This is a genomic window from Lentzea pudingi (assembly GCF_014646255.1).
Classification (GTDB): Bacteria; Actinomycetota; Actinomycetes; order Mycobacteriales; family Pseudonocardiaceae; genus Lentzea; species Lentzea pudingi.
This window is the reverse complement of the sequence record NZ_BMNC01000006.1, coordinates 111,611-134,064: the sequence shown is the minus strand read 5'-3', so window position 1 is coordinate 134,064 and position 22,454 is coordinate 111,611. Positions and strand designations below refer to the sequence as shown.

Sequence of the window (22,454 nt, the reverse complement as noted above, 5' to 3'; positions counted from 1 at the left end):
GACTGGGTCACGTTGTACTCAGGCAATTGCGGTCGGTATGTTCGCGGCACCGATCCGAAAAGAATCCACACCACGGAGGAAATCGTGGCTCTTCCCCAGCTTACCGAGGAGCAGCGGGCCGCAGCGCTGGAGAAGGCTGCTGCCGCTCGTCGCGTCCGGGCTGAGCTCAAGGAGCGCCTCAAGCGTGGCGGCACGACCCTGACGGAAGTGCTGAAGTCCGCCGAGAGCGATGAGATCCTTGGCAAGATGAAGGTGTCCGCGCTCCTCGAGGCCCTCCCGGGCGTCGGCAAGGTGCGTGCGCAGCAGATCATGGAGCGCCTCGAGATCGCTCCCAGCCGTCGCCTGCGCGGTCTCGGTGACCGCCAGCGCAAGGCCCTGCTTTCCGAGTTCAGCGGAGAGTGATTGGCACCGAGGCGGGGACGGGTGCTGCCCGTTCCCGCCTCACCGTCTTGTCCGGGCCGTCCGGCGTTGGCAAGTCCAGCGTCCTGGCGGAGCTGCGCAGGCAGCAGCCCGACGTCTACTTTTCCGTCTCGGTGACCACCAGGACGCCGAGGCCGGGCGAGGTCGACGGAGTGCACTACCACTTCGTGGACCACGAGAAGTTCCAGCAGATGGTCGCCGACGGCGAGTTCCTCGAACACGCCGACTTCGCCGGAAACCGCTACGGAACCCCTCGCAGGCCCGTCGAAGAAGCTCTGGCCTCCGGCCGTCCCGCCCTGCTCGAGATCGAACTGCAGGGCGCGCGGCAGGTCCGCGAGGCGATGCCGCAAGCCCAGCTGGTCATGCTCATGCCCCCGTCCTGGGAGCACCTGGTCGACCGGCTGACCGGCAGGGGCACCGAACACCCGGACGTCGTCGAACGCCGGCTCGTCATCGCTCGCGAGGAGCTGGCGGCCGAGAAGGAGTTCGACGAGGTCGTCGTGAACGCCGACGTGAAGTCGGCCGCAGCCGACTTGCTATCCTTGATGGTCGGACCACGAATTTCAGGAGTATGCGAGTGATCACCCACACCGAGCTCGGTCACCTGACCGGTTCTCCGGAGGGCATCACCAACCCGCCGATCGACGACCTGCTTGAGCAGGTGAGCTCGAAGTACGCGTTGGTGATCTACGCCGCGAAGCGTGCCCGCCAGATCAACGACTACTACGCGCAGCTCGGCGAGGGCCTGCTCGAGTACGTCGGCCCGCTCGTCGAGCCGGGCCCGCGTGAGAAGCCTCTGTCGATCGCGCTCCGCGAGATCCACGCTGGCCTTCTCGAGCACACCGAGGGCGAGTGACGGCGTCATCTGACGCTGATGCCCCTGTTCGCCCCAAGGTCGTTCTTGGGGTCGGCGGGGGCATCGCCGCGTACAAGGCCTGTGAGGTCCTGCGCCGGCTGACCGAGTCCGGTCACTCCGTGCGGGTCGTCCCCACCGAGGGGGCGTTGAAGTTCGTGGGAGCCGCCACGTTCGAGGCGCTGTCCGGCCAGGTCGTGTCCGCGGACCCGTTCGACGACGTGCACGAGGTGCCGCACGTCAAGCTCGGGCAGAACGCCGACCTCGTCGTGGTCGCCCCGGCGACGGCGAACCTCATCGCGAAGGCCGCGCACGGCCTAGCGGACGATCTTCTGACGACCACCCTGCTGACCGCGCGCTGCCCGGTCCTGCTGGTGCCGGCGATGCACACGGAGATGTGGGAGCACCCGGCCACCCAGCACAACGTGGCGTTGCTGCGGTCACGCGGTGTCATCGTCGCCGAGCCGGCCTCTGGCCGTCTCACCGGCAAGGACACCGGCAAGGGCCGGCTGCCCGATCCGGCCGAGATCGTCGAGCTGGCCCGGCTGCTGCTGGTGCGCCGCGACGCGCTCGCGCGGACACTGGAGGGCGTGCACGTCGCGATCTCCGCGGGCGGCACGCGGGAACCACTCGACCCGGTGCGGTTCATCGGCAACCGGTCGTCCGGCAAGCAGGGATACGCACTCGCCAGGGTGGCAGCCCAGCGTGGCGCACGCGTGACCTTGGTCGCCGGGAACACGGCGGACCTCAGCACGCCGGCGGGTGTCGACCTCGTGAAGGTCGGCTCGGCGGTGGAGCTGCGCGACGCCATGCACAAGGTCGCGGCCGACGCGGACGTGGTCGTGATGGCCGCCGCGGTGGCCGACTTCCGGCCGTCGTCCCTCACCGGACACAAGATCAAGAAGACCGACGGCGACCCGGACCCGATCGCGCTGACGAAGAACCCCGACATCCTCGTGGAGCTCGTTTCCGCACGTAGGAGCGGCCAGCTGATCGTCGGGTTCGCCGCGGAGACCGGCGACGAGACGACGTCGGTGCTCGACTACGGGCGGGCGAAGCTGCGCCGCAAGGGGTGCGACCTCCTGGTCCTGAACGCGGTCGGCGACGGCAAGGCGTTCGAGCAGGACGACAACGCCGGCTGGCTGCTGTCCCCGGACGGCGCCGAGACGCCTATACCCCACGGCCCCAAGACACAAGTGGCGTCCGCCGTGTGGGACGCGGTTACCGCTCGCTTGACGTGGTCTCAGTAGTATTTTCCCAAGTCCAACCAGCAACGAAGGAGTGTCCGTGAGCCAGCACGGCAGCAGGCTATTCACGAGTGAGTCGGTGACCGAGGGACACCCCGACAAGATCTGCGACGCGATCAGCGACTCGATCCTGGACGCGTTGCTGGCGAAGGACCCCCGTTCCCGCGTCGCCGTGGAAACGCTCATCACCACCGGCCAGGTCCACGTCGCGGGTGAGGTCACCACCGAGGCGTACGCGGACATCCCCACGATCGTCCGCGAGAAGATCCTCGAGATCGGCTACGACTCGTCGCAGAAGGGCTTCGACGGCAACTCCTGTGGCGTGAACGTCGCCATCGGCGCGCAGTCCGCGGACATCGCGCAGGGCGTCGACACCGCCTTCGAGAACCGCGTCGAAGGTGCCGCCGACGAGATCGACAAGCAGGGCGCCGGCGACCAGGGCCTGATGTTCGGCTACGCGTGCACCGACACGCCCGAGCTCATGCCGCTGCCGATCGCGCTGGCCCACCGCCTCTCGCGCCGCCTGACCGCGATCCGCAAGGACGGCACCGCCCCGTACCTGCGCCCGGACGGCAAGACGCAGGTCACCATCGAGTACGCGGGCGACCAGCCCGTGCGTCTCGACACCATCGTCATCAGCACCCAGCATGCCGACGGCATCGACCTCGACAAGCTCCTCGGCGTCGACCTGCGCGAGCACGTCGTGGCCCCCGAACTGGCCGAGCTCACCCTCGACACCTCGGACGTCCGCCTGCTCACCAACCCGACCGGCCGCTTCGTCATCGGCGGCCCGATGGGCGACGCGGGCCTCACCGGCCGCAAGATCATCGTCGACACCTACGGCGGCATGGCCCGCCACGGCGGCGGCGCCTTCTCCGGCAAGGACCCGTCGAAGGTCGACCGCTCCGCCGCCTACGCGATGCGCTGGGTGGCGAAGAACACCGTCGCCGCAGGCCTCGCCACCCGCGTCGAGGTCCAGGTCGCCTACGCCATCGGCAAGGCAGCCCCCGTGGGCCTGTTCGTCGAGACCTTCGGCACCGAGACCGTAGACCCGCAGAAGATCCAGCAGGCCATCAGCGAGGTCTTCGACCTCAGGCCCGCCGCGATCATCCGCGACCTCGACCTGCTCCGCCCGATCTACGCCCCGACCGCCGCATACGGCCACTTCGGCCGCACCGACGTCGACCTCCCCTGGGAGTCGACGGACCGCGCCGAGGCCCTGCGCAACGCCGCCGGCGCCTGACCGCTCCGCAGTCCCGAACGGCCCGCCTCCCTCCAGGGGAGGCGGGCCGTTCCGCGTCCGGCATCGACCACGGTCGTCACTGCTGAACGCGATGCGCCGCCCGACAGCTCGAACGCTGGCCGGCGATGGTCTTTGCCCGCCGATCTGACTGGGCGTGGTTAGGACGCCGCGCCGCCCAGCCGCCACAGCCGATGAAGGTTGTCCGGGGCCCGCTGGCCTGGCCTGATCGCACCTGGCCGCACAAGGCGGCCTTACCGCACGTGGCCGCACGAGGCGGGCCTCTCACCACAGCTGGCCCCACAGGGCGGACCTCACCGCACGTGGCCGGACAGGCGGGCCCCACCGCACCCGGCTGGGAAGGCCGACGATCGCGCCGAACCGACCTGAACGGCTTCGTCACTGCCCAAAGCCCTCGCCACCCAGCGCCCAGCTCACCGCCGAGCCGTGGCCCGCGTCGCCTGGCTCGCGCGGCCTGGCTCGCGCGGCCTGACCTGCGCGGCCTGACCTGCGCCCGCCAGGCCCGCGCCGCCTGCCTGCGCCCGCTAGGTCCGCGCCGCCGACCTGCGCCGCTAGGTCCGTGCCGCTGGGTCCGCACCGCCAGGCCCGTGCCGCTAGGCCCGTGCCGCCTGACCCGTGCCGCTGGGCCCGCACCGCCAGGCCCGTGCCGCCTTACCCGTGCCGCTAGGCCCGCACCGCCAGATCCGCACCGCCTGACCTGCGCCGCTAGATCCGCGCGGCCTGACCCGTGCCGCTAGGCCCGCGCCGCCTGACCTGCGCCGCCTGGCCCGCACCGCCGGGTCCGCAGGGCCCGCACCGCCGGGTCCGCAGGGTCCGCACCGCCGGGTCCGCACCGCCTGACCTGCGGGCCGTCCGCGTCCGCCGATCTTGTCGGACCCGCTGAGTACGGTGAGATGTAGGGGTTCCCGGCTTGGGGGTACCCCTGCGCAAGCCTGCCGGGCGCGTATTTCCGGCCCTCCGCGCACCTCCGCCCACCGTGGGGGACAACACGACCGGTCCGCGCGCGGTACCGCGCCCGCTCGACGTCGAGCTGCCCCGGCTGCGTCTGGTCGACCGCCTCGGCACCCGCTGGTCCCGCCCGGTCACGCTGGTCACCGCCGGTCCCGGCTTCGGCAAGACCACGGCGCTGGCGCAGGCCGTCCGTGCGAACCTCCTGGCGCCGCGCGGCATCGACGCCTGGGTGACGTGCGGTCCTGGCCACGAGGACGCTGCCCGCTTGGCGGCGGCGATTCTGAGCGCCCTCGGACACCCGAGCTTTGGGGGCGAAACGCGTGAGGTCCTCGCGGCGTTGCGGGGCAAGGCTCCGCTGGACGTGTGCCTGCTGCTCGACGACGTCCACGAGGTGCCGGACGGGTCGCCGGGCGCGGAGTTGCTCGCGCAGGTCGCGCGTGCCCTGCCCGACACCGCGCACCTCGTGCTGTCCGGGCGCTCGACGCCCGCCCTTCCGCTGGCTCGGAGGCAGGCGGCGGGGGAGGTGGCGGTCATCGGGACGAAGGACCTGGCGTTCACCGGTGCCGAGACGTCCGCACTGGCCCGCAAGCTCGGGCGTGAGCTGACCGAGGACCTGCAGGGGTGGCCGGCACTCGTCCGGTTGTCGCTCACGGCCGGTCCGGCCGCGTCGTGGCGTTACGCCGCCGAGGAAGTGCTGAGCCGGCTGCCCGAGCGGACGCGCACCTCGTTGGCCGCGCTGGTCGTCCTCGGGTCCGCGACGGCCGAGGAGGTCCGCGTGGTGGCGGGGGAGTGCACCGACCTGGAACACCTCACGCGGGAGGTTCCGCTGGTCGACCGGCTCGACGACGGGCGCTACCGGGCCCACGACCTGTGGGCGGGTCTCGTGTCCACCGGTCATCTGCGGGGCAGGGCCGTCGAGGTGCTCACCGGGCGCGGGGATCTGGCTGCGGCTGGGCGGGTCGCGTGTCGTGCCGGGGACTGGGCGTTGCTCGCCGCGCTCGCGGTCGAGCTCGTGCGGACCACGCTGTCGGTCCTGCCGAGCGCCACGGCTCAGAAGTGGCTCAAAGCGGTTCCTGTGCGGCACGAGCAAGAGGCGGCGTTCCTGTTGTTGAAGGCCGCGGTGGTGCACGCCAACGACTTCACCGATCCCTCGATCGACTGCCTGGTCGACCGGGCGTGCGCGCTGATGCTCGATGCCGGTGACCACGAGAGTGCGGCGGTGGCGCTCGGGCAGGCTGTGATCACCGCGCACTCCCGGGGTGATCTGGTCCGGCTGGCCGCTGTCGCCCAACGGGCCCAACGGCTCGACGCGCAGTCGCCGGTGCTGAAGGTGCTCCAGCACAGCGTCGCCGCGGTGGTCGCCGAACTCGCCGGCGACCCCGAGGCGGCGCTCACGCATCTCGTCCAGGCGCCCGTGACCGCTGTGCCCCAAGCGCTTGCGGTGTCCACGATCAGGTTTCACGTGCATTGCCTGGCCATGTGCGGGCGGGGGAGAGAAGCGGCCGAACTCGCCGAACGGATGCTCGCGAACGACTTGGCACGTCGTCATGCCGCGACGGCGCGCTGGTTCGACGGGGAAGCCGTTGGGTTCCAAGGAGACGGCACGGACAGCACGGCTCGCGACGAGTTCGTGGCGCGCGCCATCCACGCGGTCATCGCGGCGTCGTTCGGTGAGTCCGGGCCGGAGCTGCCGGCGGAGCAGGACAACCCGCGTGACGCGGTGCTGGCGTGTGCCGCGCAAGCCGCGGCGGCCGTCACGCGCGGGGAGGAAGACCTGGCCCGCGACCTCTACAAGCAGCACTTGGACCGGTGGCCGCTGGAGATCACGCTCGCCGAACGGCACCTGCGCCGGTTCCTCACGCTCGGGTACGTGCTCAGCGACGAACTCAGAGAACGGTGGGACAACACCGATCTGGGGCCATCGCACCGCAAGGCACGAGCCGCCGGGCGCGCGCTCCTCGACGCGAGGAACGGCGATCTGCGGAAAGACCTGCCCGCAGCACACGCGCTGTGCTTCCTGCCGTTGCCGTGGTCCGCCGAACTCGCCGCGAGGCAGGCGGCAGCGGGCAGCACGCACTTGGGCACCTGGCTCGCCGACCGGGTCGGAACGGCCGTGCACCGCCAGTTCCGCGAGCTCGCCAGGGATCCGGACCTCGCCGCCGGCGCAGCCAGACTCCTCGCCACCGTGCCCGCGCCACCGGACCACCCCATCGGCATCGAGGTCATCGGGCCGATGCGCGTCACGAGGAACGGCGTCGCGACCGACGCACCCGAACTGCGCAGGGCACGCGTCCGGCAGCTCCTCGGCCTTCTCACGTTGCGCGCCTCGCTGTCCCGCGAGCGGGCGATGGATCTGCTGTGGCCCGAACTCGACGCCGCCAGCGCCGCCCGGAACCTGCGCGTCACGATGACGCACCTCAGGCGGTTGCTGGAACCGGGCCGCGCGGGTGGCGAGGCCAGTTACTTCCTGCGCAGCGACAGCGAGACGATCCGGCTCGTCCGGAGCGACCAGCTGACGGTGGACCTGTGGTCGTTCCAGGAGTCGGGCGCCGACGACGCCGTGGCGCTGTGGCGAGGCGAGCCGCTCCCGGACCTGACCGACCTGTGCGAGGCCGAGATCACCGACATCAGGACCAGGCACGTGCGGAACCTGTTGACGCTGGGCGAACTGAGGCTCGTCACGGGAGATCCGGCCGAGGCCCACCAACTCGCGGAACGCGCCTTGGAGCTGGAGCCGTTCGAACCGCGCGGGCACCGGCTCGCGCTCGCCGCGGCAGTGCGCGCACGCAATCCACACAGGATGGTGAGGACGCGTGCGCGCGTGCTGGACTCGTTGCGGCAGATCGGGATCAGCCCCGACCCCGCCACGGAGATCCTGTTGCGTCAAGCGGCCGTTAGCAGCTAATCTGGACCTCGGTGGACGCCGTGCAGAAGTCGAACCCCGCCTCGCCGTCGCCCTCGTCGAAGTTCAGTTCGCCCGACAGCAGGTCCATCCCGTCACCGCCGAGCATCTTGTCGTTGCCGGGCTCGCCGTGGACGGTGTCGTGGTGCAGACCGCCGTCGACCTTGTCGTCGCCCCAGCCGGCGCAGATCAGGTCGTTGCCGGGACCGCCGGCGATCACGTCGTCGGCGCCGAGACCGATGATGATGTCGTTGCCTCCCAGGCCGACGATCACGTCCGGCCCGTTGCTGCCGAGGATCACGTCCGCCCCGGGGCCGCCGGTGATGAAGCCCGCCCCGACGATCGTGGGCACGGCGTTGTAGCAGGCCGCCAGGGGTGGTCTGTTCTGGAACTCCGGCGGGACGTCGTCCGCCTGGGCGACACCGGCGGTGCACAGTCCGATGGCGAGCGCGGCGGCGGCGATGCGCAGTCTCATTGTCGTTTCCCCTCTTCGGTTTCTTGCCTGAGGAGAGAGTGACAACGGGGCGTTGCCCGAACGCTAACCAGAGCGCGCCATGTCCTGTTCGACGGTCGGCACCGGCGCGTCGATCCTGGCCCGGATCGCCGCGGCCTCGCTCAGCAGCTCCCGCCGGCCCGTCGAGCGGGCGAGTGCCTCCAGGACGCTCGCCTCACGCCAGCGGTCGCCCAGTTCGCGGTGCAGCGTGAGACTGCGCTCCAGCAACGGCCGCGCGACCCGCGGGTTGCCGGTGCCCTGTTCGACCACACCGAGCAGGTTCAGTGCCCAGGCGATGCCCTCCTTGAACTCGAGTTCCCCGAACGTGTCCAGCGCTTCGTCGAGTATCGCGCGCGCCCGCGCGGCATCGCCGCGGTACCAGGCGACGGCACCGAGGTAGGCGAGCGACGACGTGGCACCGCGCCGGTCGCCCAGTTCGCGCAGTGACTTCAGTGAGGCCTGAAGGTCGGCCTCGGCCACCACGAGATCACCGGCCAGCCAGGACGTGGCGCCCGCGAGTTGCCGGGCGTAGGCGGCGTCCATCGGGTTCGAGGCGCACGCAGCCTCTTGGTAATGGTGGAGCGCAGCTTCGTAATGTCCGCGTTCTCGCGCGACCGAGCCGAGCAGCCGGTGCAGCCTTCCGGCCAGAGATGGATCGGTCTTCAATCCATCTTGAGCATAGCGCACCGCTTCGGGGTAGTCGCACTCCAGCAGGGCCAGCGACGCCGCCGACGCCAAAGCCTTGCCACGCAACGGTCCTGAGCCTTCCAGTGCCACAGTCAGCCACCGCCGGCCCTCATCGTAGTTGCCGGTGCGGTGCCAGTAGCGGGTCAACGCCACCACCAGACGCAGGATCTTGCCCGCGTCACCGGTCGACATGAACCAGTCCATGGTGCGTCTCAGGTTCGCGTGCTCCACACGTAACTCGTTGAGCAACGTGCCTGTGGGGTCGGCCTCGGCGCATTCGGCCAGACATAAGAAGAAGTCGGCGGCACGCTCGTGAGCGGAAGAGTCTTGCTCCATCGCGAACGCATGAACGGTTTCCAGCATGGAGAAACGGGTCTCGCCCGCCACCCGGGACACCCGCACGAGCGACTTCGCCACCAGTCCGGTCAGCGCGTCGAGCGAACTGCCCAGCGCCTCCACCAGGTCCGCAGGAAACCCGCCCGCGCACACCGCGAGATCGGCGAACAGCGTGCGTTCCGACGACGTCAGCAGGTCGTGGCTCCACGCGATCGCGGCCCGCAACGGTCCCAGCAGACCGAACCGGTCGCGTAGCCGCCGCACGATCTGGGCGGGCGTGAGGACGGAGGTGCGGGCGGCGGCCAGTTCCAGCGCCAGCGGCAGGCCGTCGAGCGCCGCGCAGAGCTGGGCGATCGCCGGTGCGTCGGCGTCGGTGTACGTGTGTGCCGCACGGTCCAAGAACAGCCGCACGGCGTCATAGGCGACCAGTTCGGCCAACGAGCGGTGCACGTCCGGGTCGGGAACGGCCAGCGGCGGCAGCGGGTAGACCGTTTCGCCTGGCACAGCAAGGGGTTCACGGCTCGTGGCGAGCACACGCAGCTGTGGGTGAGCCTCGACGAACGCCGCACATGCGGCCCTCAGGTGCTCGCAGTTGTCCAGCACCATCAACGCGTTCCCGAGCGTGCTCAGCTCACGCGTGGTGATCGCGAACGCCGCCGCGACCGCGTCCTCGACGCACGACGCGGACGTCAGGTCGACCACCGTGGACGACGGCGTGACGTGCTGGGCGAGCCGGGACTTGCCGCAGCCCGCCGGTCCTGTAAGCGTCACGAGCCGTGACTTCTCCAGCAGCCGCACGACGTCCTGGGTCTCACGCTGCCGTCCGACCAGCCCCGTGCCGGAGTCCGGGGGCGGGCACGCGAGCGCCTCCGCCTCCACCGCGCGCAGGCCCCGTCCGGGATCGACACCCAACTCGTCGACGAGCACCTTGCGCGCCCGACGGACCGTGCTCAACGCATCGGCGCGTCGGCCGTCACGTAGTTGTGCATCGGCGAGCAGCTCCCAGAAGCGTTCTCGCAACGGATGACCGACGACGAGCCGTTCGAGTTGTGCGGCGGCGACTCCGTAAGCGCCACGGCCGATCTCTTGCTCTGCCAACGCCTCCTCGGCCGCGAGACGTGCTTCATGCAATCGGGTGATTTCTGCGGACGCCCACTCGGAGACGGCGCAGTCGGTCAAGGGGTCGCCGCGCCACAACGTGAGTGCCGCACGAGGTGAGGAAGCGCGCTCGAACCGAGTGACGTCGACGTGCGTTGGATCGATCTGCAGCGCATAGCCCGCAGTGGTGGTGACCAGGACGTGCGGAAGGTCGATCGCGGCGAGAGCCGAACGGACGCGCGCGATGTGGCTGTGCAGCGTCCGCAACGCCGTGAGAGGGGGCTCGGTGCCCCACAACGCGTCGATCAGACGCGTTGCGGGGAGCACCGAGGGTGCGCGCAACGCCAGCAGCGCCAGGAGGGAGCGCTGGCGCGTGCCGGCGAGGCGCAGCACGCCGCCTGGCCCGGTGACTTCAAGGGGTCCGAGCAGGCGGACGTCTAGTTGGTCCACGCACGAGCGGAGTTCCTACGACCGGCCCTGATACATCGGCCGGGCGAACTCACTGAACGCACATGTCGAGCGGACCCTGCGTGCATGTGTCGTTGCCGCTGAGGCCGTACATCTTGTTGGGCCATGCGTTGCCGCTGAGCACGTCGTCGCCCTGGGTGCCGTGGACGTCCTGCACGTTCTTGACCTCGTCGAACTCGCCCGGACGGCTCGCCGTGCCCGCCGCGAGGTCGATCGTCATGCCCTCGGTGTGGTCACTGAAGTCCGCACGATCACGCATGTTCAGCTTCGCGCCGTCGATCTTGTCGTTGCCGTAGCCGCCCTGCAGGAAGTTGCCGCCCGCGTCGGCTTGGGGCTCGTCGAGCACGTCGTCGCCGTCCCCGCCGAACAGCTGGTCGGGGCCCAGTCCGCCGCTGAGCACGTCGTCGCCCTCGCCGCCCTGCAGGACGTCCGCACCCGAACCGCCGTGCAGCGAGTCGTCACCGCCGCCACCGTGCTGCTCGGTGGGCACGGCGCTGTCGTAGAGCACTGTGTCGTCGCGGTTGCCCAGGTAGAGGACGACCTTCTGGACCTGCGCGCACTGGACGCGTGAGGCCGACAGGCGCGTGCACCTGGTGCCCGGCCGCATCGTGCCGGCATCGCTGACGATGGTGCCGGAGACGTGGATCTGGCTGGCGCGCGACGGCGCCCCGGTGACGACGAGCCTGCCGGCCTCGACCCGCGCGACGGTCGCGGGTTCAGGTGCGGCGGCGGTTCCCGATGCGACCAGTGCGGCCGCGACGACGAGCGTGAGCATGGCGTTCCCCTCGAAGACGTTGTGCACGTGGGTACGCGCGGCCTGTTGTGAATCTGTTGTGGCCATCGCATCCGTGCCACAACCGCGCCGGTTTCTCCTTCTCGCCGTGAGTCCGCTTGTGAAGGGGAGGAAGACCGTGAGAACAGGCATGGCAGCCCTGCTCGGCGTCGTGATGGCGCTGACCGTGACGCCGCTGACCGCGGCGGCGCAGGAGGAGCCCGAGGAGCAGGAGATCATCGTCAAGTTCCGCGACGGCGCGTCGCGAGGGGACGCGCTGGAGAAGTCCCGGACGCGGGCCGTCGCCGAGGCCACCGACGGTGCCGAGGTGCTGGCGTCGAAGGACGCCGCCGAGTCGATCCGGGTGCTGATGGCGCGCGGCGACGTCGAGTACGCCGAGCCGAACATCGTCCTCGAGGCGACGGCCGTGCCGAACGACCCGCTGTGGCCGCAGCAGTGGCACTACTGGGAGGCCACCGGCGGCATCCAGCTCTCGCCCGCGTGGGACCTCGGTCCGTCCGGTGCGGGCCAGCGGGTCGCGGTGATCGACACCGGCCGCACCGCGCACCCGGACATGTCCGCCAACTACATCGGCGGCTACGACTTCATCAGCAACGCGGGGTACGCCAAGGACGGCGGCGGCCGTGACGCCAACCCTGCCGACCAGGGCGACTGGCGGCTGGCCAACCAGTGCGGTCCCGGTACGGCGGCGCGGGCCTCGAGCTGGCACGGGCTGCACGTCGCCGGCACCGTGGCGGCGCTGCGCAACAACGCGACCGGTGTCACGGGCGTCGCACCGTCGGCCAGGGTCGTGCCCGTGCGCGTCCTCGGCACGTGCGGTGGCACGCTGGCAGACATCGCCGCAGGCATCGTCTGGGCGGCCGGTGGTGCCGTTCCGGGTGTTCCGGCGAACCCGAACCCTGCCAAGACGCTGAACCTCTCGCTCGGCGGCCCCTCGGCGGCGTGCCCCGCGACGCTGCAGAACGCGATCAACACCGCTCGCAACGTGCACCGCGCGACCGTGGTGGTGGCCGCGGGCAACAGTTCGGCCAACGCCGCTGGAGCCACTCCCGCGAACTGCGCCGGTGTGATCACCACGGGTGCGACGGATCGGCAGGCGAACAGGGCCTCGTACGCGAACTTCGGTGCCACGATCGAGATCTGCGCGCCTGGTGGCGAGACCTCGCCGCTGGCGGCGAACGGCGTGCTGTCGACGCTGAACAACGGTCCGACGGTGCCGGCCGGGTCGATCTACCGGCACTACCAGGGCACGAGCATGGCGACGCCGCACGTGGCCGGTGTCGTCGCGTTGATGCAGCACGCCCGTGTGCAGCAGGGCAAGGCGTTGCTGACGCCCGCACAGGTGCTGCTGCACCTGAAGGCCAAGGTGCTCCCCGCGGCCGCTCAGTGCGGCAAGGGCCTGCTCGACGCACGGCAGAGCGTCGCCGCCGCTATCGCCGCCGCCTGATGTGATCTGTGAACAAGGCCCTGGTCATCCGGGGCCTTTGTTCATACGAGGGTTGGTTACGCGACATGTACTGAGACTACAAACTCGGTTCATGTCGCTCTCTCGTCGTGGGTTCATGGCTGCCGTCGCTGCTGCTGGTGCTGGCACGCTGCTGCCACCGTCGGTGTACGCCGCATTGGCTCGTGAACCCCGTGCGGGAGGTTTGCGTGCGATCAAGCACGTCGTGCTGTTGATGCAGGAGAACCGTTCGTTCGACCACTACTACGGAACCCTTCGTGGCGTGCGCGGGTTCTCCGACCGCAACGCGCTGAGGGGTGTGTTCAACCAGTCGGGCGTGCTGCCGTTCCCGGTGCGTGAGGCGGCCTCCGGGCGGGACGTCCAGTACATCGGCGACCTGGACCACAGCTGGAACGGCGGGCACTCGGCGTTGCGCGGCGGGTGGAACGACAACTGGGTGCCGGCGAAGACCGCGGCGACGATGGCGTTCTACACGCGCCAGGACATCCCGTTCCACTACGAGCTCGCGGACACCTTCACGCTGTGCGACGCCTACCACTGCTCGGTGCCGTCCTCGACGTCGCCGAACCGCAACTACTGGGTGTCCGGGTACACGGGGTTCGAGCCCTCCGGCGGCCGTGCGACCGGCAACGCCGCCTACAGCGAGGACACCCATGCCGGTTACACGTGGAAGACGTACCCGGAACGCCTCGAGGCCGCTGGGAAGTCGTGGCGGGTGTACCAGGAGTGGGACAACTTCCAGGACAACAACCTGGAGTTCTACGTGCGCTTCAAGGAGATCGCGCGCAAGGTGCTGCCCGCCGGGTTCAAGTCGCTCGACAAGCTGTACGGGACGGGTGACCCGGCGCTGATCGGCTCGCTGGACCTCTCGAAGCTCTCCGCGGCGGAGAAGTCGTTGTACTCGCGCGGACTGCACCGGGTGAAGCCGGGCGGGCTGGGGGAGACGTTCCGCGCGGACGTCACCGCCGGGCGCTTGCCCGCCGTGTCGTACCTGGTCCCGTCCTCTGTGGACTCCGAGCACCCCGGTGCGTCGTCGCCCGCGGCCTCCGCCTCGATCACCTACCAGGTGCTGGACGCGCTGGCGTCCAACCAGGAGGTGTGGGAGTCGACGGTCCTGTTCATCACCTATGACGAGAACGACGGCTTCTACGACCACGTGCCGCCGCCGCGCCCGCCGTTGTCCGTCACCGACGAGTACGTGGGCGACCGGCCGTTGGGACTGGGTGCGCGCGTACCGATGACCGTCGTCTCGCCGTGGTCCGTAGGCGGTTACGTGAACTCGCAGGTGTTCGACCACACGTCGATGACACGGTTCCTGGAGAAGTGGACCGGGGTGCGGTCGGAGGAGATCTCCGCGTGGCGCCGGACCGTCGCCGGTGACCTGACCTCGGCGTTCGACTTCGACCGGCGCCGGACGTGGCCCGAGGTCGGTGAGCCCGCCGCGGTGCCGCCGGCGACGCCGCGCTGGCGTCCCGCGCCTCCGTCCGAGCAGAAGATGCCGGAGCAGGAGGCCGGACGGCGGCGTGCGCGCGCCCTTCCGTACCAGCCTGACGCGTCGTTGCGCGGGTCGTCGCTGGAGATGTCGAACTCCGGGGCGGCGTCCGTGCACTTCGCCCTCTACCCGTACTCGGGGCAGTTCGCGCTGCCGCAGCATTTCGACGTCGCGTCCTCGGCTTCGCTGGAGCTTGTGGGTGAGCACGACCTCGTTTTGTTGGGTCCCAACGGCTTCCGTCGCGAGTTCGCTGGGACTTCCACGGACCGTGCGCGCGTCTCGTCGTCGGTGCGCGGATACAGCCGTGTGCTGACCTTGACGTTCGAGAACAGCGGATCGACGCGGCTGACGTTCGTGCTGGGGCGGCGTCGCTACGTCGTGAGGCCGGGGCATCGGCACGTGATCCCGTGGCTCACCATCATGAACTCCGGCTGGTACGACCTGACGGTGACGGTGGAGGAAGAACCGAAGTTCCGTCGCCGTCTGTGCGGTCACATCGAGAACGGCCAGGAGTCGATCTCCGGTTAACGTTGCGCCCGTGGAGATCACGGGGGACGAGATCCGGCGGCGGATGATCGATCACGAATCCTTGGACCCCGGTGGGCTGAGGATCACCGGGGCGAAGATCACCGGGCAGCTCGACCTGTCCGACGTCGTGGCGAAGAAGCCGTTGGTGCTGCGGGACTGCACGACGGAGCAGCCGGTGCTGCTCAGCAGGGCGCAGTTCACCCTGCTCGACCTGGCGGGCCTCGACGCGCCGGGCGTCGAGGCCCGCGGCCTGGCCGTGGACCACCACCTCCGGCTCAGCGGCGCCCGGCTGAGCGCGAAGGAGTCGGTCGACGCGCTGCACATGCGCATCGGCGGCAGCGTCTACCTGGACGAGGGGTTCCACGCGGCGGGCTCCGTGACGCTCAGCGGGTCGCGGGTGTCCGGTGTGCTGATGTGCGGCGGCGGGCGTTTCGAGGCGGGCCTGACCCTGGTGGACATGCAGATCGGCGACGGGATCTTCCTGAACGCCGGGTGCGACGTCTCCGGCGGCGGCAGGCACGCGGCGGTGCGGATGCGCGGGACGAGGGTGGACGGCCAGGTCGTCGCGCGGGAGGGCCGCTTCAGCTCCGGCGTCGCGCTCGACCTGCGGCACGTGCGCGTCGGCAAGGACCTGCTGATGCCGTTCGCCGGGATCGACGGCGACGTCCAGCTCGAAGGGCTCGTCTACGAGGGGCTGCCGCGCGACGCCACTGTGGACGAATGGATGGAGTTGCTCTCGACGCGCACGCTCCGCTACTCGGCCCAGCCGTGGGCCCAGCTCGCCGCGGCGCACCAGGCGGCGGGCCACGAACAGGACGTGCGGCGGATCCGCGTTGCCCAGCAACGTGATCTGCGCCGCCGGGGCCAGCTCTCACGGTGGGGCCGCGCCTGGCACGTCGTGCGCGGCGTGACGGTCGGGCACGGCTACCGCCCCGGCCTCGCCCTGGTGTGGCTGGCCGGGGTGCTCGCGGTGTCGATCGGTGTGGTGCTCGTCTCCGGCGCGGTGCGGTGCTCGACGGTCGAGCAGGTCGGCTACGCCCTGAACGTGGCGACACCGCTGGTCAAGGTGGACGCCGCCCGCTGCACCGTGGACGCGGGCTCCGCCGCGGGCCGCACGGTGCTGGCGTCGACGTGGCTGCTGCAGGTCCTGGCGTGGGCGTTCGCCACCCTGTTCGTGGCGGGCTTCACCGGATTGGTGAGGCGCAACGCGTGACTGTCGGGGGTGTCTGATACACCAGGAGGCATGAGCGCGAAGACCGGAGCGAGAAAAGGGGAGCGGGTCCCCGCGGAGTCGCTGCCGGTCGCCCGGATCGTGGTGGACGTGCCGCTGGCCCACCTGGACAGGCCCTTCGACTACTCGGTTCCGTCCGAACTGGACGAAGCCGCGGTGCCCGGCTGCCGCGTCCGGGTGAGGTTCGCGGGTCAGCTGGTCGACGGGTACCTGCTGGAGCGCGTCGAGACGACGGAGTACGGCAAGAAGCTCGCCTTCATCGAGAAGGTCGTGTCACCCGAGCCGGTGCTCGCGCCGGAGATCGCGGTGCTGGCGCGGGCGATCGCGGACAGGTACGCGGGCGGCATGATCGACGTGCTGCGGCTGGCCATCCCGCCCCGGCACGCCCGCGCGGAGGCCGCGTCGTCGGGGGAGGCGCCGCCGTTGCCGCAGCTTCCCGCGTGGGTGGGGACGCGGCCGGCTGAGGCAGCCGGAGAGCTCTCCGGAGGACAGCCGGCTGAGGTGGCCGCCGGGACCTCTGGGGAGCAGTCGGCCGAGAGCGCAGAGCAGCCCTCCGCGGAACAGCCGACCGTGGAGACTCCCGGGGAACAGCCGGGTAGCGCCGTCGAGAGGTTGCCGCCCGAGACGGCTCCTGCCGAAGTGCCCGCGCGGTCGCAGCTGCCACCCGTTCCCGCCGACGCCTGGTCGCGTTATCCCCGCGGCCCCAGCTACCTGGAGGCCCTGCGCGAGGGCCGTCCCGCGCACGCCGTCTGGCAGGCGTTGCCGTCCGAGGACTGGCCTGCGCGGCTGGCGGAGGCGGCCGCGGCGGTCGCGTCGTCCGGGCGCGGGGTGGCCATCGTGGTGCCGGACCGCCGCGACCTGGCCCGTGTCGCCGAGGCGTGCGCCAGGTTGATCGAGGGCGTGGTGACGCTGTCGGCCGATCTGGGGCCGTCGGAGCGCTACAAGCGGTGGCTGGCCGTGCGTCGTGGTGTCGCGCGGGTTGTCGTGGGCACGCGGGCGACGGCGTTCGCGCCGGTCAAGGATCCCGGTCTGCTCGTGGTCTGGGACGACGGGGACGACCTGCACGTCGAGCAGCGGTCGCCGTATCCGAACGTGCGTGACGTGCTGGTGCAGCGCGCGCACATGACGGGGGCCGCGCTGCTCATCGGTGGGTTCGCGCGCACGGCCGAGGCGCAGCTGCTGGTCGAGACGGGCTGGGCGCACGAGATCGTGGCGTCGCGCGAGACGCTGAGGTCCGTCGCGCCGCGCGTGGTGTCGGTGGGCGACAACGACTGGCAGGACGTCAAGGACTCGGCCGCGCGCACCGCCCGGTTGCCGTCCATCGCGTTCGACGCGGCCCGGTTCGCCCTCGCCGACTCGCCGGTGCTGATCCAGGTGCCGCGCCGCGGGTACGTGCCGTCGCTCGCCTGCGGCCAGTGCCGGGGGCCCGCGCGGTGCCGCCGGTGTGCCGGGCCGCTGGCGTTGCCGGGAGGCACCCAGGACGGGGCGCCGAAGCCCGCGTACTGCCGGTGGTGCGCGGCGACGGAGGCCGGGTTCCGCTGTCCCACGTGCGGGTCGCGCAAGTTGCGCGGGCAGGTCATCGGCGCCAGGCGCACCGCGGAGGAGCTCGGGCGGGCGTTCCCCGGGCACCCGGTGCGGACCAGCGGCGCGGACGAGGTGCTGACCAAGGTGCCGGGAAAACCGTCGCTGGTGGTCGCCACGCCGGGCGCTGAACCCGTGGCCGAGGGCGGTTACGGCGCGGTGCTGCTGCTCGACGGGTGGGCGTTGCTGGGCAGGGCCGACCTCCGTGCCTCCGAGGAGGCGCTGCGGCGGTGGATGACGGCGGCGGGCCTGGTGCGGCCGGGCAACGGGCGCGTGGTCGTGATCGCGGACTCGTCCCTCACCCCGGTGCAGGCCCTGGTCCGCTGGGACCCGGTGTGGCACGCCTCCACCGAACTCGCCGCGCGCACCGAGCTCGGCTTCCCGCCGGCGGTCCGGATGGCGACCGTCGACGGCACCCCGGACGCGGTGAACGCCGTGCTCGACGAACTCCGCCTGCCGCCCACGGGCGAGATCCTCGGCCCGGTGCCGCTGGGCGACGACGAGACCAGGGAACGGGCCCTGGTGCGGGTCGCCCGCTCGGAGGGCCGTCAGCTCGCGGCCGTGCTCGCCGAGGCGCAGGCCGTGCGGACGGCTCGCAAGGAACAGGACCTGGTGCGCATCAAGCTCGACCCGCTGGAGGTCCTGTAGGGGTCCGTGCGCGAGAAGGGCTGTCACCTCGGCGGGAACGCCTGGGGTGACGCTGACGCGCGTTCAGCCCTCGTAGTGGGAGCGCAGGCCCGCCATGTGCTCGCGGATGTCCTCGTCGGTGAGCTTCTCGTACTCGAGGTACTCGCTCAAGTAGGTCATGAGGTCGCCGCGTTCCGGGTGGTCCTCGCCCGCGATCACGTGCGCCGTCGTGCCCGCGATGCCCGCCGGGAACAGCAGGAAGCCGTCGAGGCCCGCCATGGTGTCGAAGGAGGCGTTCTTGGCCTCCCACAGGGCCCAGACGTCGTCCTCGCGGCCGCACTCGGCGAGCAGCAGCGCGGCGAGCCCCAGAGCCTCGCTGACGCCCCAGCCCTCCTGGTGCGCGGCGGTCTCCTGGGCGAGCAGGTGGCGCAGCAGATCGGCGTCGCCGTCGCGGCGTTCGCGCAGCAGGAGGTGCAGCGCCTCCTCGCGGTCGGCCTCGTCGAGGGCGGTGTTCGTGAAACTGGTTCGCAACTGGTCAAGATCGATCGACACGCCCGCACCTTAGGCCTTCCTCAAGGAGTGTTGCCATCCGGTCGCAACGGAGTAGAAGTTTCCGCATGTTGCGAACGGTTGCCGTGCTCACACTCTCCGTCGTGATGGTCGCGCCTGCTCCGGCAGGCGCGGCGGAACCAGCGCCACGCGTGCCCGAGCAGGTGGGCTGGGGAGGCGCTGTGTCCAGCGTCGACCCCGACGCGTCCCAGATCGGCATCGACGTGCTCCGCCGCGGTGGCAACGCCGTCGACGCCGCCGTCGCCACCGCCGCCGCGCTCGGCGTGACCGACCCGTTCAGCGCGGGCATCGGCGGCGGTGGGTTCTTCGTCCACTACGACGCTCGTTCCGGTCGTGTGTCCACTTTGGATGGACGCGAGACCGCGCCGCGGTCCGCGACCGACCAGCTCTTCGTGGAGGACGGCAAGCCCCTGCCGTTCGCCGAGGCGATGACCAGCGGCAAGTCCGTCGGCGTTCCCGGCACGCCCAAGACGTGGCAGCAGGCGCTGCGCAAGTGGGGCACGCTGAACCTGCGCGAGGCGATGGCGCCCGCGGAAGCGTTGGCACGGCGTGGTTTCGTCGTCGACCAGACGTTCAACTCGCAGATCGCGAACAACTCCGCCCGCTTCGCCGACTTCACCTCGACCCGCGACCTCTACCTGCCCGGCGGCCAGCCGCCCGCGGTCGGCAGCACGTTCCGCAACCCGCAGCTCGCCGACACCTACCGCGAGCTCGCCCGCACCGAGCTCGCGTCGCTGTACGGAGGCGCGGTCGGCCGTGACCTCGTGAACGCCGTGCGCAAGCCGCCGGTGGTGCCCGGCTCGACCCGCAACGTCCGCGCCGGTGACATGCAGGTCTCCGACCTGGCCCGGTACCAGGTCGAACGCCGCGACCCGACGCACACGCGCTACCGCGGTCTCGACGTCTACGGCATGGCGGCACCTTCGTCCGGTGGCACGACCGTCGGCGAGGCGCTCAACATCCTCGAGTCGACCGACCTGTCGAAGGTCTCCGACGTCGAGTACCTGCACCGCTTCATCGAGTCGACCAAGCTCTCCTTCGCCGACCGCCTGCGCTGGGTCGGCGACCCGAAGTTCTCCCGCGTGCCGACCGAGGGCCTGCTCTCGCAGAGGTTCGCCGACAGCCGCGCGTGCCTGATCAAGCCCGACGCCGTGCTGCCCGCCCCGCAGCCCGCCGCCGACCCGCGCAACCCCCAGGCCTGTGAAGCCACCGCCGGCATCTCGGCACTGCGCGAGGACGCCGAACGCACCACGCACCTCACGACCGCCGACCGCTGGGGCAACGTCGTCGCCTACACGCTGACCATCGAGGCGGAGGGCGGCAGCGGCATCGTGGTCCCGAACCGTGGCTTCCTGCTCAACAACGAGCTCACCGACTTCGAGTTCGTCGCCCCGACCCCCGGCGTCCCGCACCCGAACCTCCCCGGCCCCGGCAAGCGCCCGCGCTCGTCCATGGCCCCGACGATCGTCCTCGACCACGGCAAGGTCCTGCTCGCCGTCGGCTCACCGGGCGGCGCCACGATCATCACCACGGTCACCCAGATCCTGACCGCCCGCCTGGACCGCAAGATGTCCCTCGTCGACGCCGTGGCCGCCCCGCGCGCCTCCCAGCGCAACGCGGCCACCACCCCGGCCGAGGCGGCGTTCATCGCGGCCTCGACCACCGCGGGCCTGCAGGCGATCGGGCACAGGTTCAGCCAGAACGCCGAGATCGGCGCCGCCACGGCCGTCGAACGCGCCAAGGACGGCCGCTGGCGCGCCGTCGCCGAGCCGACCCGGCGCGGCGGTGGAGCGGCCCGCGTCGTGAAGGTGGGCTAGCGCGAACGGACCGGGCGGAGTGCGGAACGCCGCACCCCCCCCGGCCGGTCATGCGAAGACGGTCGCGAACTCGCCAGTGGCCCGGCAGCGCGTCGTCACCCGTGCACACCCGGACTCCGGCCCGTTCCGCCGCGGACAGGCGCGCGGTGTTCGCGTACGCCTTGTCGAATGCCCCTTGCACGCCGCAGGCGGTGAGCTCGGGCCGCAGTAAGACTTCAGCCGCACGCCCCGGCGCCTGGCCGTCAGCGGCGCCGTCGTCGGCGACATGTCCGGAATCGTGCCGCGCGGAGGGGTCCCACGCGCACGGTGAGCGTGCCCGTGAGACCCCCGTTGGTGGTCAGCTCGATGTCACACGGCGCCGAGTCGTGATTCCTCCCCAGGTCGGGCTTCCGGCTCGACGCACCCCGGTGCCGGCACGCGGCCCCGACAACTCCGGCGCGCCTGCACGGCGGGGAAGGACCGCTATGCGTTGGTGCGGCCGTCGATGCGTTCGCGGATGAGGTCGGCGTGGCCGTTGTGCTGTGCGTACTCCTCGATCAGATGGATGTAGAGCCACCGCACGGAGATCTCGCCCTGTCGCTCGTGCACGAAGGTGTCGTCGAGGTCCCGGCCCGCCGCAGCCGCGCGGGACTCGGCCATCTCGGCGAGCAGCTCCGCGTACTCCGTCTCGGCGCGTGCGGGGTCGAGGTTCTCGAAGCCGTCGTTCCACTCGCCGGGGGCGCTGTAGCGGGTTTTGACGTCCTGGCCCGCCAGGCGGACGCGGAACCACATCCGTTCGACGTCGGAAAGGTGGCGGATGAGGCCGAGCAGGGTCATGTTCGACGGCGGCGTGGACACCGTCGCGAGCTGGTCGCCGGACAGGCCCGCGCAGTTCGCCAGGAACGTCGCGCGATGGCGGTCCAGCCACGCTTCGAGCATCGGGCGCTCGGCGCCGAGCAGCGGTTCTTCGATCGGGTTCACCTCTGGGGCTGTCCAGGTCATAGGTCAATGACTAGCCGATGTCGCCTTCGTAGACGACTCGGTTTCCGGCGTCGTGGACACCACGTGCTGTTCGCTGGGGAGCGGGTGCCGGTGGCGCTGCAGGGCACCGTGACGAGGAACAGGCTGTCGACCACCCGCGGTGATCGGCTGTTCGGCGCGCACCTCGGCTGTCCTGCCGGAGCGATCGGTGCGGACGGCCAGGGTGATCGTGGAGTCGCTCTGGTGCTGGTCAACGATCAGCGTGGAGTCCGGATCGCCGCTGCCGATGATCGGCACCAGGCCGTCCCTCCGGGAGCGGGTGAGTCCGACGTGGCCCACTCCTGGTTCCTGCCTCGCCGGGCACAGCGGCCGCCCCCCAGCTCGGTCGCATCAGCCTCATGACCTGGAGGTGTCCGCCTAACGGCCGAGTGTTGCACCTGATCTTCCTACCTCGGGCTGATGCGGATTCGATACCGCGAGCCGATGTGGGCTGACCTGCGCGAACGGCACAGTTCATGGCATGACGACGACCACTGTCACCGGCGCCCCGGCAGCCCACCTCGACATCCACGCGCTGCTGCGGCCCGTGCTGACGGCCCTGCGGTTCACCGGCCACTTCGCCGTGGCGCTGGTGGGCGTGATCTTCCTCGGCAGCGCGTCCGAGCACTGACTGC

18 protein-coding genes are annotated in these 22,454 nt (G+C 70.9%); 12 read left to right on the top strand and 6 right to left on the bottom strand.

Annotated elements, in window-relative coordinates; translation table 11 throughout:
- The first annotated feature begins 84 nt into the window (after positions 1-84).
- The 6 genes from mihF (at position 85) to IEY88_RS22490 (ending at position 7,637) form a co-directional block, all read left to right on the top strand.
- Positions 85-402 carry an integration host factor, actinobacterial type gene (gene mihF, locus IEY88_RS22515; RefSeq protein WP_189157197.1) on the top strand — a complete coding sequence of 106 codons (318 nt, stop codon included), beginning with the start codon at positions 85-87 and terminating at the stop codon, positions 400-402.
- Positions 399-1,001, top strand: coding sequence for a guanylate kinase (gmk, locus tag IEY88_RS22510; protein WP_373294160.1), 603 nt, complete (start codon positions 399-401; stop codon positions 999-1,001). The genes mihF and gmk overlap by 4 nt, the downstream gene beginning before the upstream one ends.
- Positions 998-1,276 (top strand): DNA-directed RNA polymerase subunit omega, encoded by a 279-nt coding sequence (rpoZ, locus tag IEY88_RS22505; RefSeq protein WP_045313812.1) that lies wholly within the window; start codon positions 998-1,000, stop codon positions 1,274-1,276. The genes gmk and rpoZ overlap by 4 nt, the downstream gene beginning before the upstream one ends.
- Positions 1,273-2,523, top strand: a complete 1,251-nt coding sequence (gene coaBC / locus IEY88_RS22500; RefSeq protein ID WP_189156792.1) for a bifunctional phosphopantothenoylcysteine decarboxylase/phosphopantothenate--cysteine ligase CoaBC — start codon at positions 1,273-1,275, stop codon at positions 2,521-2,523. The genes rpoZ and coaBC overlap by 4 nt, the downstream gene beginning before the upstream one ends.
- 37 nt (positions 2,524-2,560) lie before the next feature.
- Positions 2,561-3,763, top strand: coding sequence for a methionine adenosyltransferase (gene metK, locus IEY88_RS22495; RefSeq protein WP_189156791.1), 1,203 nt, complete (start codon positions 2,561-2,563; stop codon positions 3,761-3,763).
- 928 nt (positions 3,764-4,691) lie between these two features.
- Positions 4,692-7,637, top strand: coding sequence for an AfsR/SARP family transcriptional regulator (locus IEY88_RS22490; protein ID WP_189156790.1), 2,946 nt, complete (start codon positions 4,692-4,694; stop codon positions 7,635-7,637).
- On the opposite strand, the gene IEY88_RS22485 is transcribed toward IEY88_RS22490, so the two are convergent.
- The 3 genes from IEY88_RS22485 to IEY88_RS22475 form a co-directional block, all read right to left on the bottom strand.
- Positions 7,627-8,109: a calcium-binding protein gene (locus IEY88_RS22485; protein WP_189156789.1), complete on the bottom strand. Its 483-nt coding sequence runs from the start codon at positions 8,107-8,109 to the stop codon at positions 7,627-7,629. The two genes, IEY88_RS22490 and IEY88_RS22485, sit on opposite strands and share 11 nt — an antisense overlap.
- A 63-nt stretch (positions 8,110-8,172) precedes the next feature.
- A complete protein-coding gene (locus tag IEY88_RS22480; RefSeq protein ID WP_189156788.1) occupies positions 8,173-10,698 on the bottom strand; it encodes an AfsR/SARP family transcriptional regulator in 2,526 nt (841 codons plus the stop codon).
- 49 nt (positions 10,699-10,747) lie between these two features.
- Entirely contained in the window at positions 10,748-11,491 is a 744-nt protein-coding gene (locus IEY88_RS22475; protein ID WP_189156787.1) for a calcium-binding protein, read from the bottom strand.
- 136 nt (positions 11,492-11,627) lie between these two features.
- Between IEY88_RS22475 and IEY88_RS22470 the strand changes: the two genes are divergently transcribed.
- The 4 genes from IEY88_RS22470 (at position 11,628) to IEY88_RS22455 (ending at position 18,454) form a co-directional block, all read left to right on the top strand.
- Entirely contained in the window at positions 11,628-12,956 is a 1,329-nt protein-coding gene (locus tag IEY88_RS22470) for a S8 family peptidase (RefSeq protein ID WP_189156786.1), read from the top strand.
- Positions 12,957-13,047: 91 nt separating this feature from the next.
- A complete protein-coding gene (locus IEY88_RS22465; RefSeq protein ID WP_189156785.1) occupies positions 13,048-14,994 on the top strand; it encodes a phosphocholine-specific phospholipase C in 1,947 nt (648 codons plus the stop codon).
- 10 nt (positions 14,995-15,004) lie between these two features.
- Positions 15,005-16,207, top strand: a complete 1,203-nt coding sequence (locus IEY88_RS22460) for a hypothetical protein (protein ID WP_189156784.1) — start codon at positions 15,005-15,007, stop codon at positions 16,205-16,207.
- A gap of 30 nt (positions 16,208-16,237) precedes the next feature.
- Positions 16,238-18,454, top strand: coding sequence for a primosomal protein N' (locus IEY88_RS22455; RefSeq protein WP_189156783.1), 2,217 nt, complete (start codon positions 16,238-16,240; stop codon positions 18,452-18,454).
- 63 nt (positions 18,455-18,517) lie between these two features.
- Here IEY88_RS22455 and IEY88_RS22450 read toward each other — a convergent pair whose 3' ends face one another.
- On the bottom strand, positions 18,518-18,985 hold the full coding sequence (locus IEY88_RS22450) for a hypothetical protein (RefSeq protein ID WP_189156782.1): 468 nt from the start codon (positions 18,983-18,985) through the stop codon (positions 18,518-18,520).
- 65 nt (positions 18,986-19,050) lie between these two features.
- On the opposite strand from IEY88_RS22450, the gene ggt reads away from it, so the two are divergent.
- Positions 19,051-20,820 (top strand): gamma-glutamyltransferase, encoded by a 1,770-nt coding sequence (gene ggt, locus IEY88_RS22445; protein ID WP_189156781.1) that lies wholly within the window; start codon positions 19,051-19,053, stop codon positions 20,818-20,820.
- 462 nt (positions 20,821-21,282) lie between these two features.
- Here the strand turns inward: ggt and IEY88_RS22440 are convergent, their stop codons facing one another.
- Together IEY88_RS22440 and IEY88_RS22435 are read right to left on the bottom strand one after the other, a co-directional pair.
- Entirely contained in the window at positions 21,283-21,801 is a 519-nt protein-coding gene (locus IEY88_RS22440) for a DinB family protein (RefSeq protein ID WP_189156780.1), read from the bottom strand.
- Between the two features lie 3 nt (positions 21,802-21,804).
- Positions 21,805-22,119, bottom strand: coding sequence for a hypothetical protein (locus tag IEY88_RS22435; protein ID WP_189156779.1), 315 nt, complete (start codon positions 22,117-22,119; stop codon positions 21,805-21,807).
- Positions 22,120-22,300: 181 nt separating this feature from the next.
- Between IEY88_RS22435 and IEY88_RS22430 the strand changes: the two genes are divergently transcribed.
- Positions 22,301-22,450 (top strand): hypothetical protein, encoded by a 150-nt coding sequence (locus IEY88_RS22430; RefSeq protein WP_189156778.1) that lies wholly within the window; start codon positions 22,301-22,303, stop codon positions 22,448-22,450.
- The last annotated feature ends 4 nt before the right edge of the window (positions 22,451-22,454 follow it).

Coding starts and splice junctions, on each gene's coding strand:
- IEY88_RS22485 (WP_189156789.1), bottom strand. CDS start 8,109: ATGAGACTGCGCATCGCCGCCGCCGCGCTCGCCATCGGACTGTGCACC.
- IEY88_RS22475 (WP_189156787.1), bottom strand. CDS start 11,491: ATGCTCACGCTCGTCGTCGCGGCCGCACTGGTCGCATCGGGAACCGCC.
- IEY88_RS22465 (WP_189156785.1), top strand. CDS start 13,048: ATGTCGCTCTCTCGTCGTGGGTTCATGGCTGCCGTCGCTGCTGCTGGT.
- IEY88_RS22455 (WP_189156783.1), top strand. CDS start 16,238: ATGAGCGCGAAGACCGGAGCGAGAAAAGGGGAGCGGGTCCCCGCGGAG.
- ggt (WP_189156781.1), top strand. CDS start 19,051: ATGTTGCGAACGGTTGCCGTGCTCACACTCTCCGTCGTGATGGTCGCG.
- IEY88_RS22440 (WP_189156780.1), bottom strand. CDS start 21,801: ATGACCTGGACAGCCCCAGAGGTGAACCCGATCGAAGAACCGCTGCTC.
- IEY88_RS22430 (WP_189156778.1), top strand. CDS start 22,301: ATGACGACGACCACTGTCACCGGCGCCCCGGCAGCCCACCTCGACATC.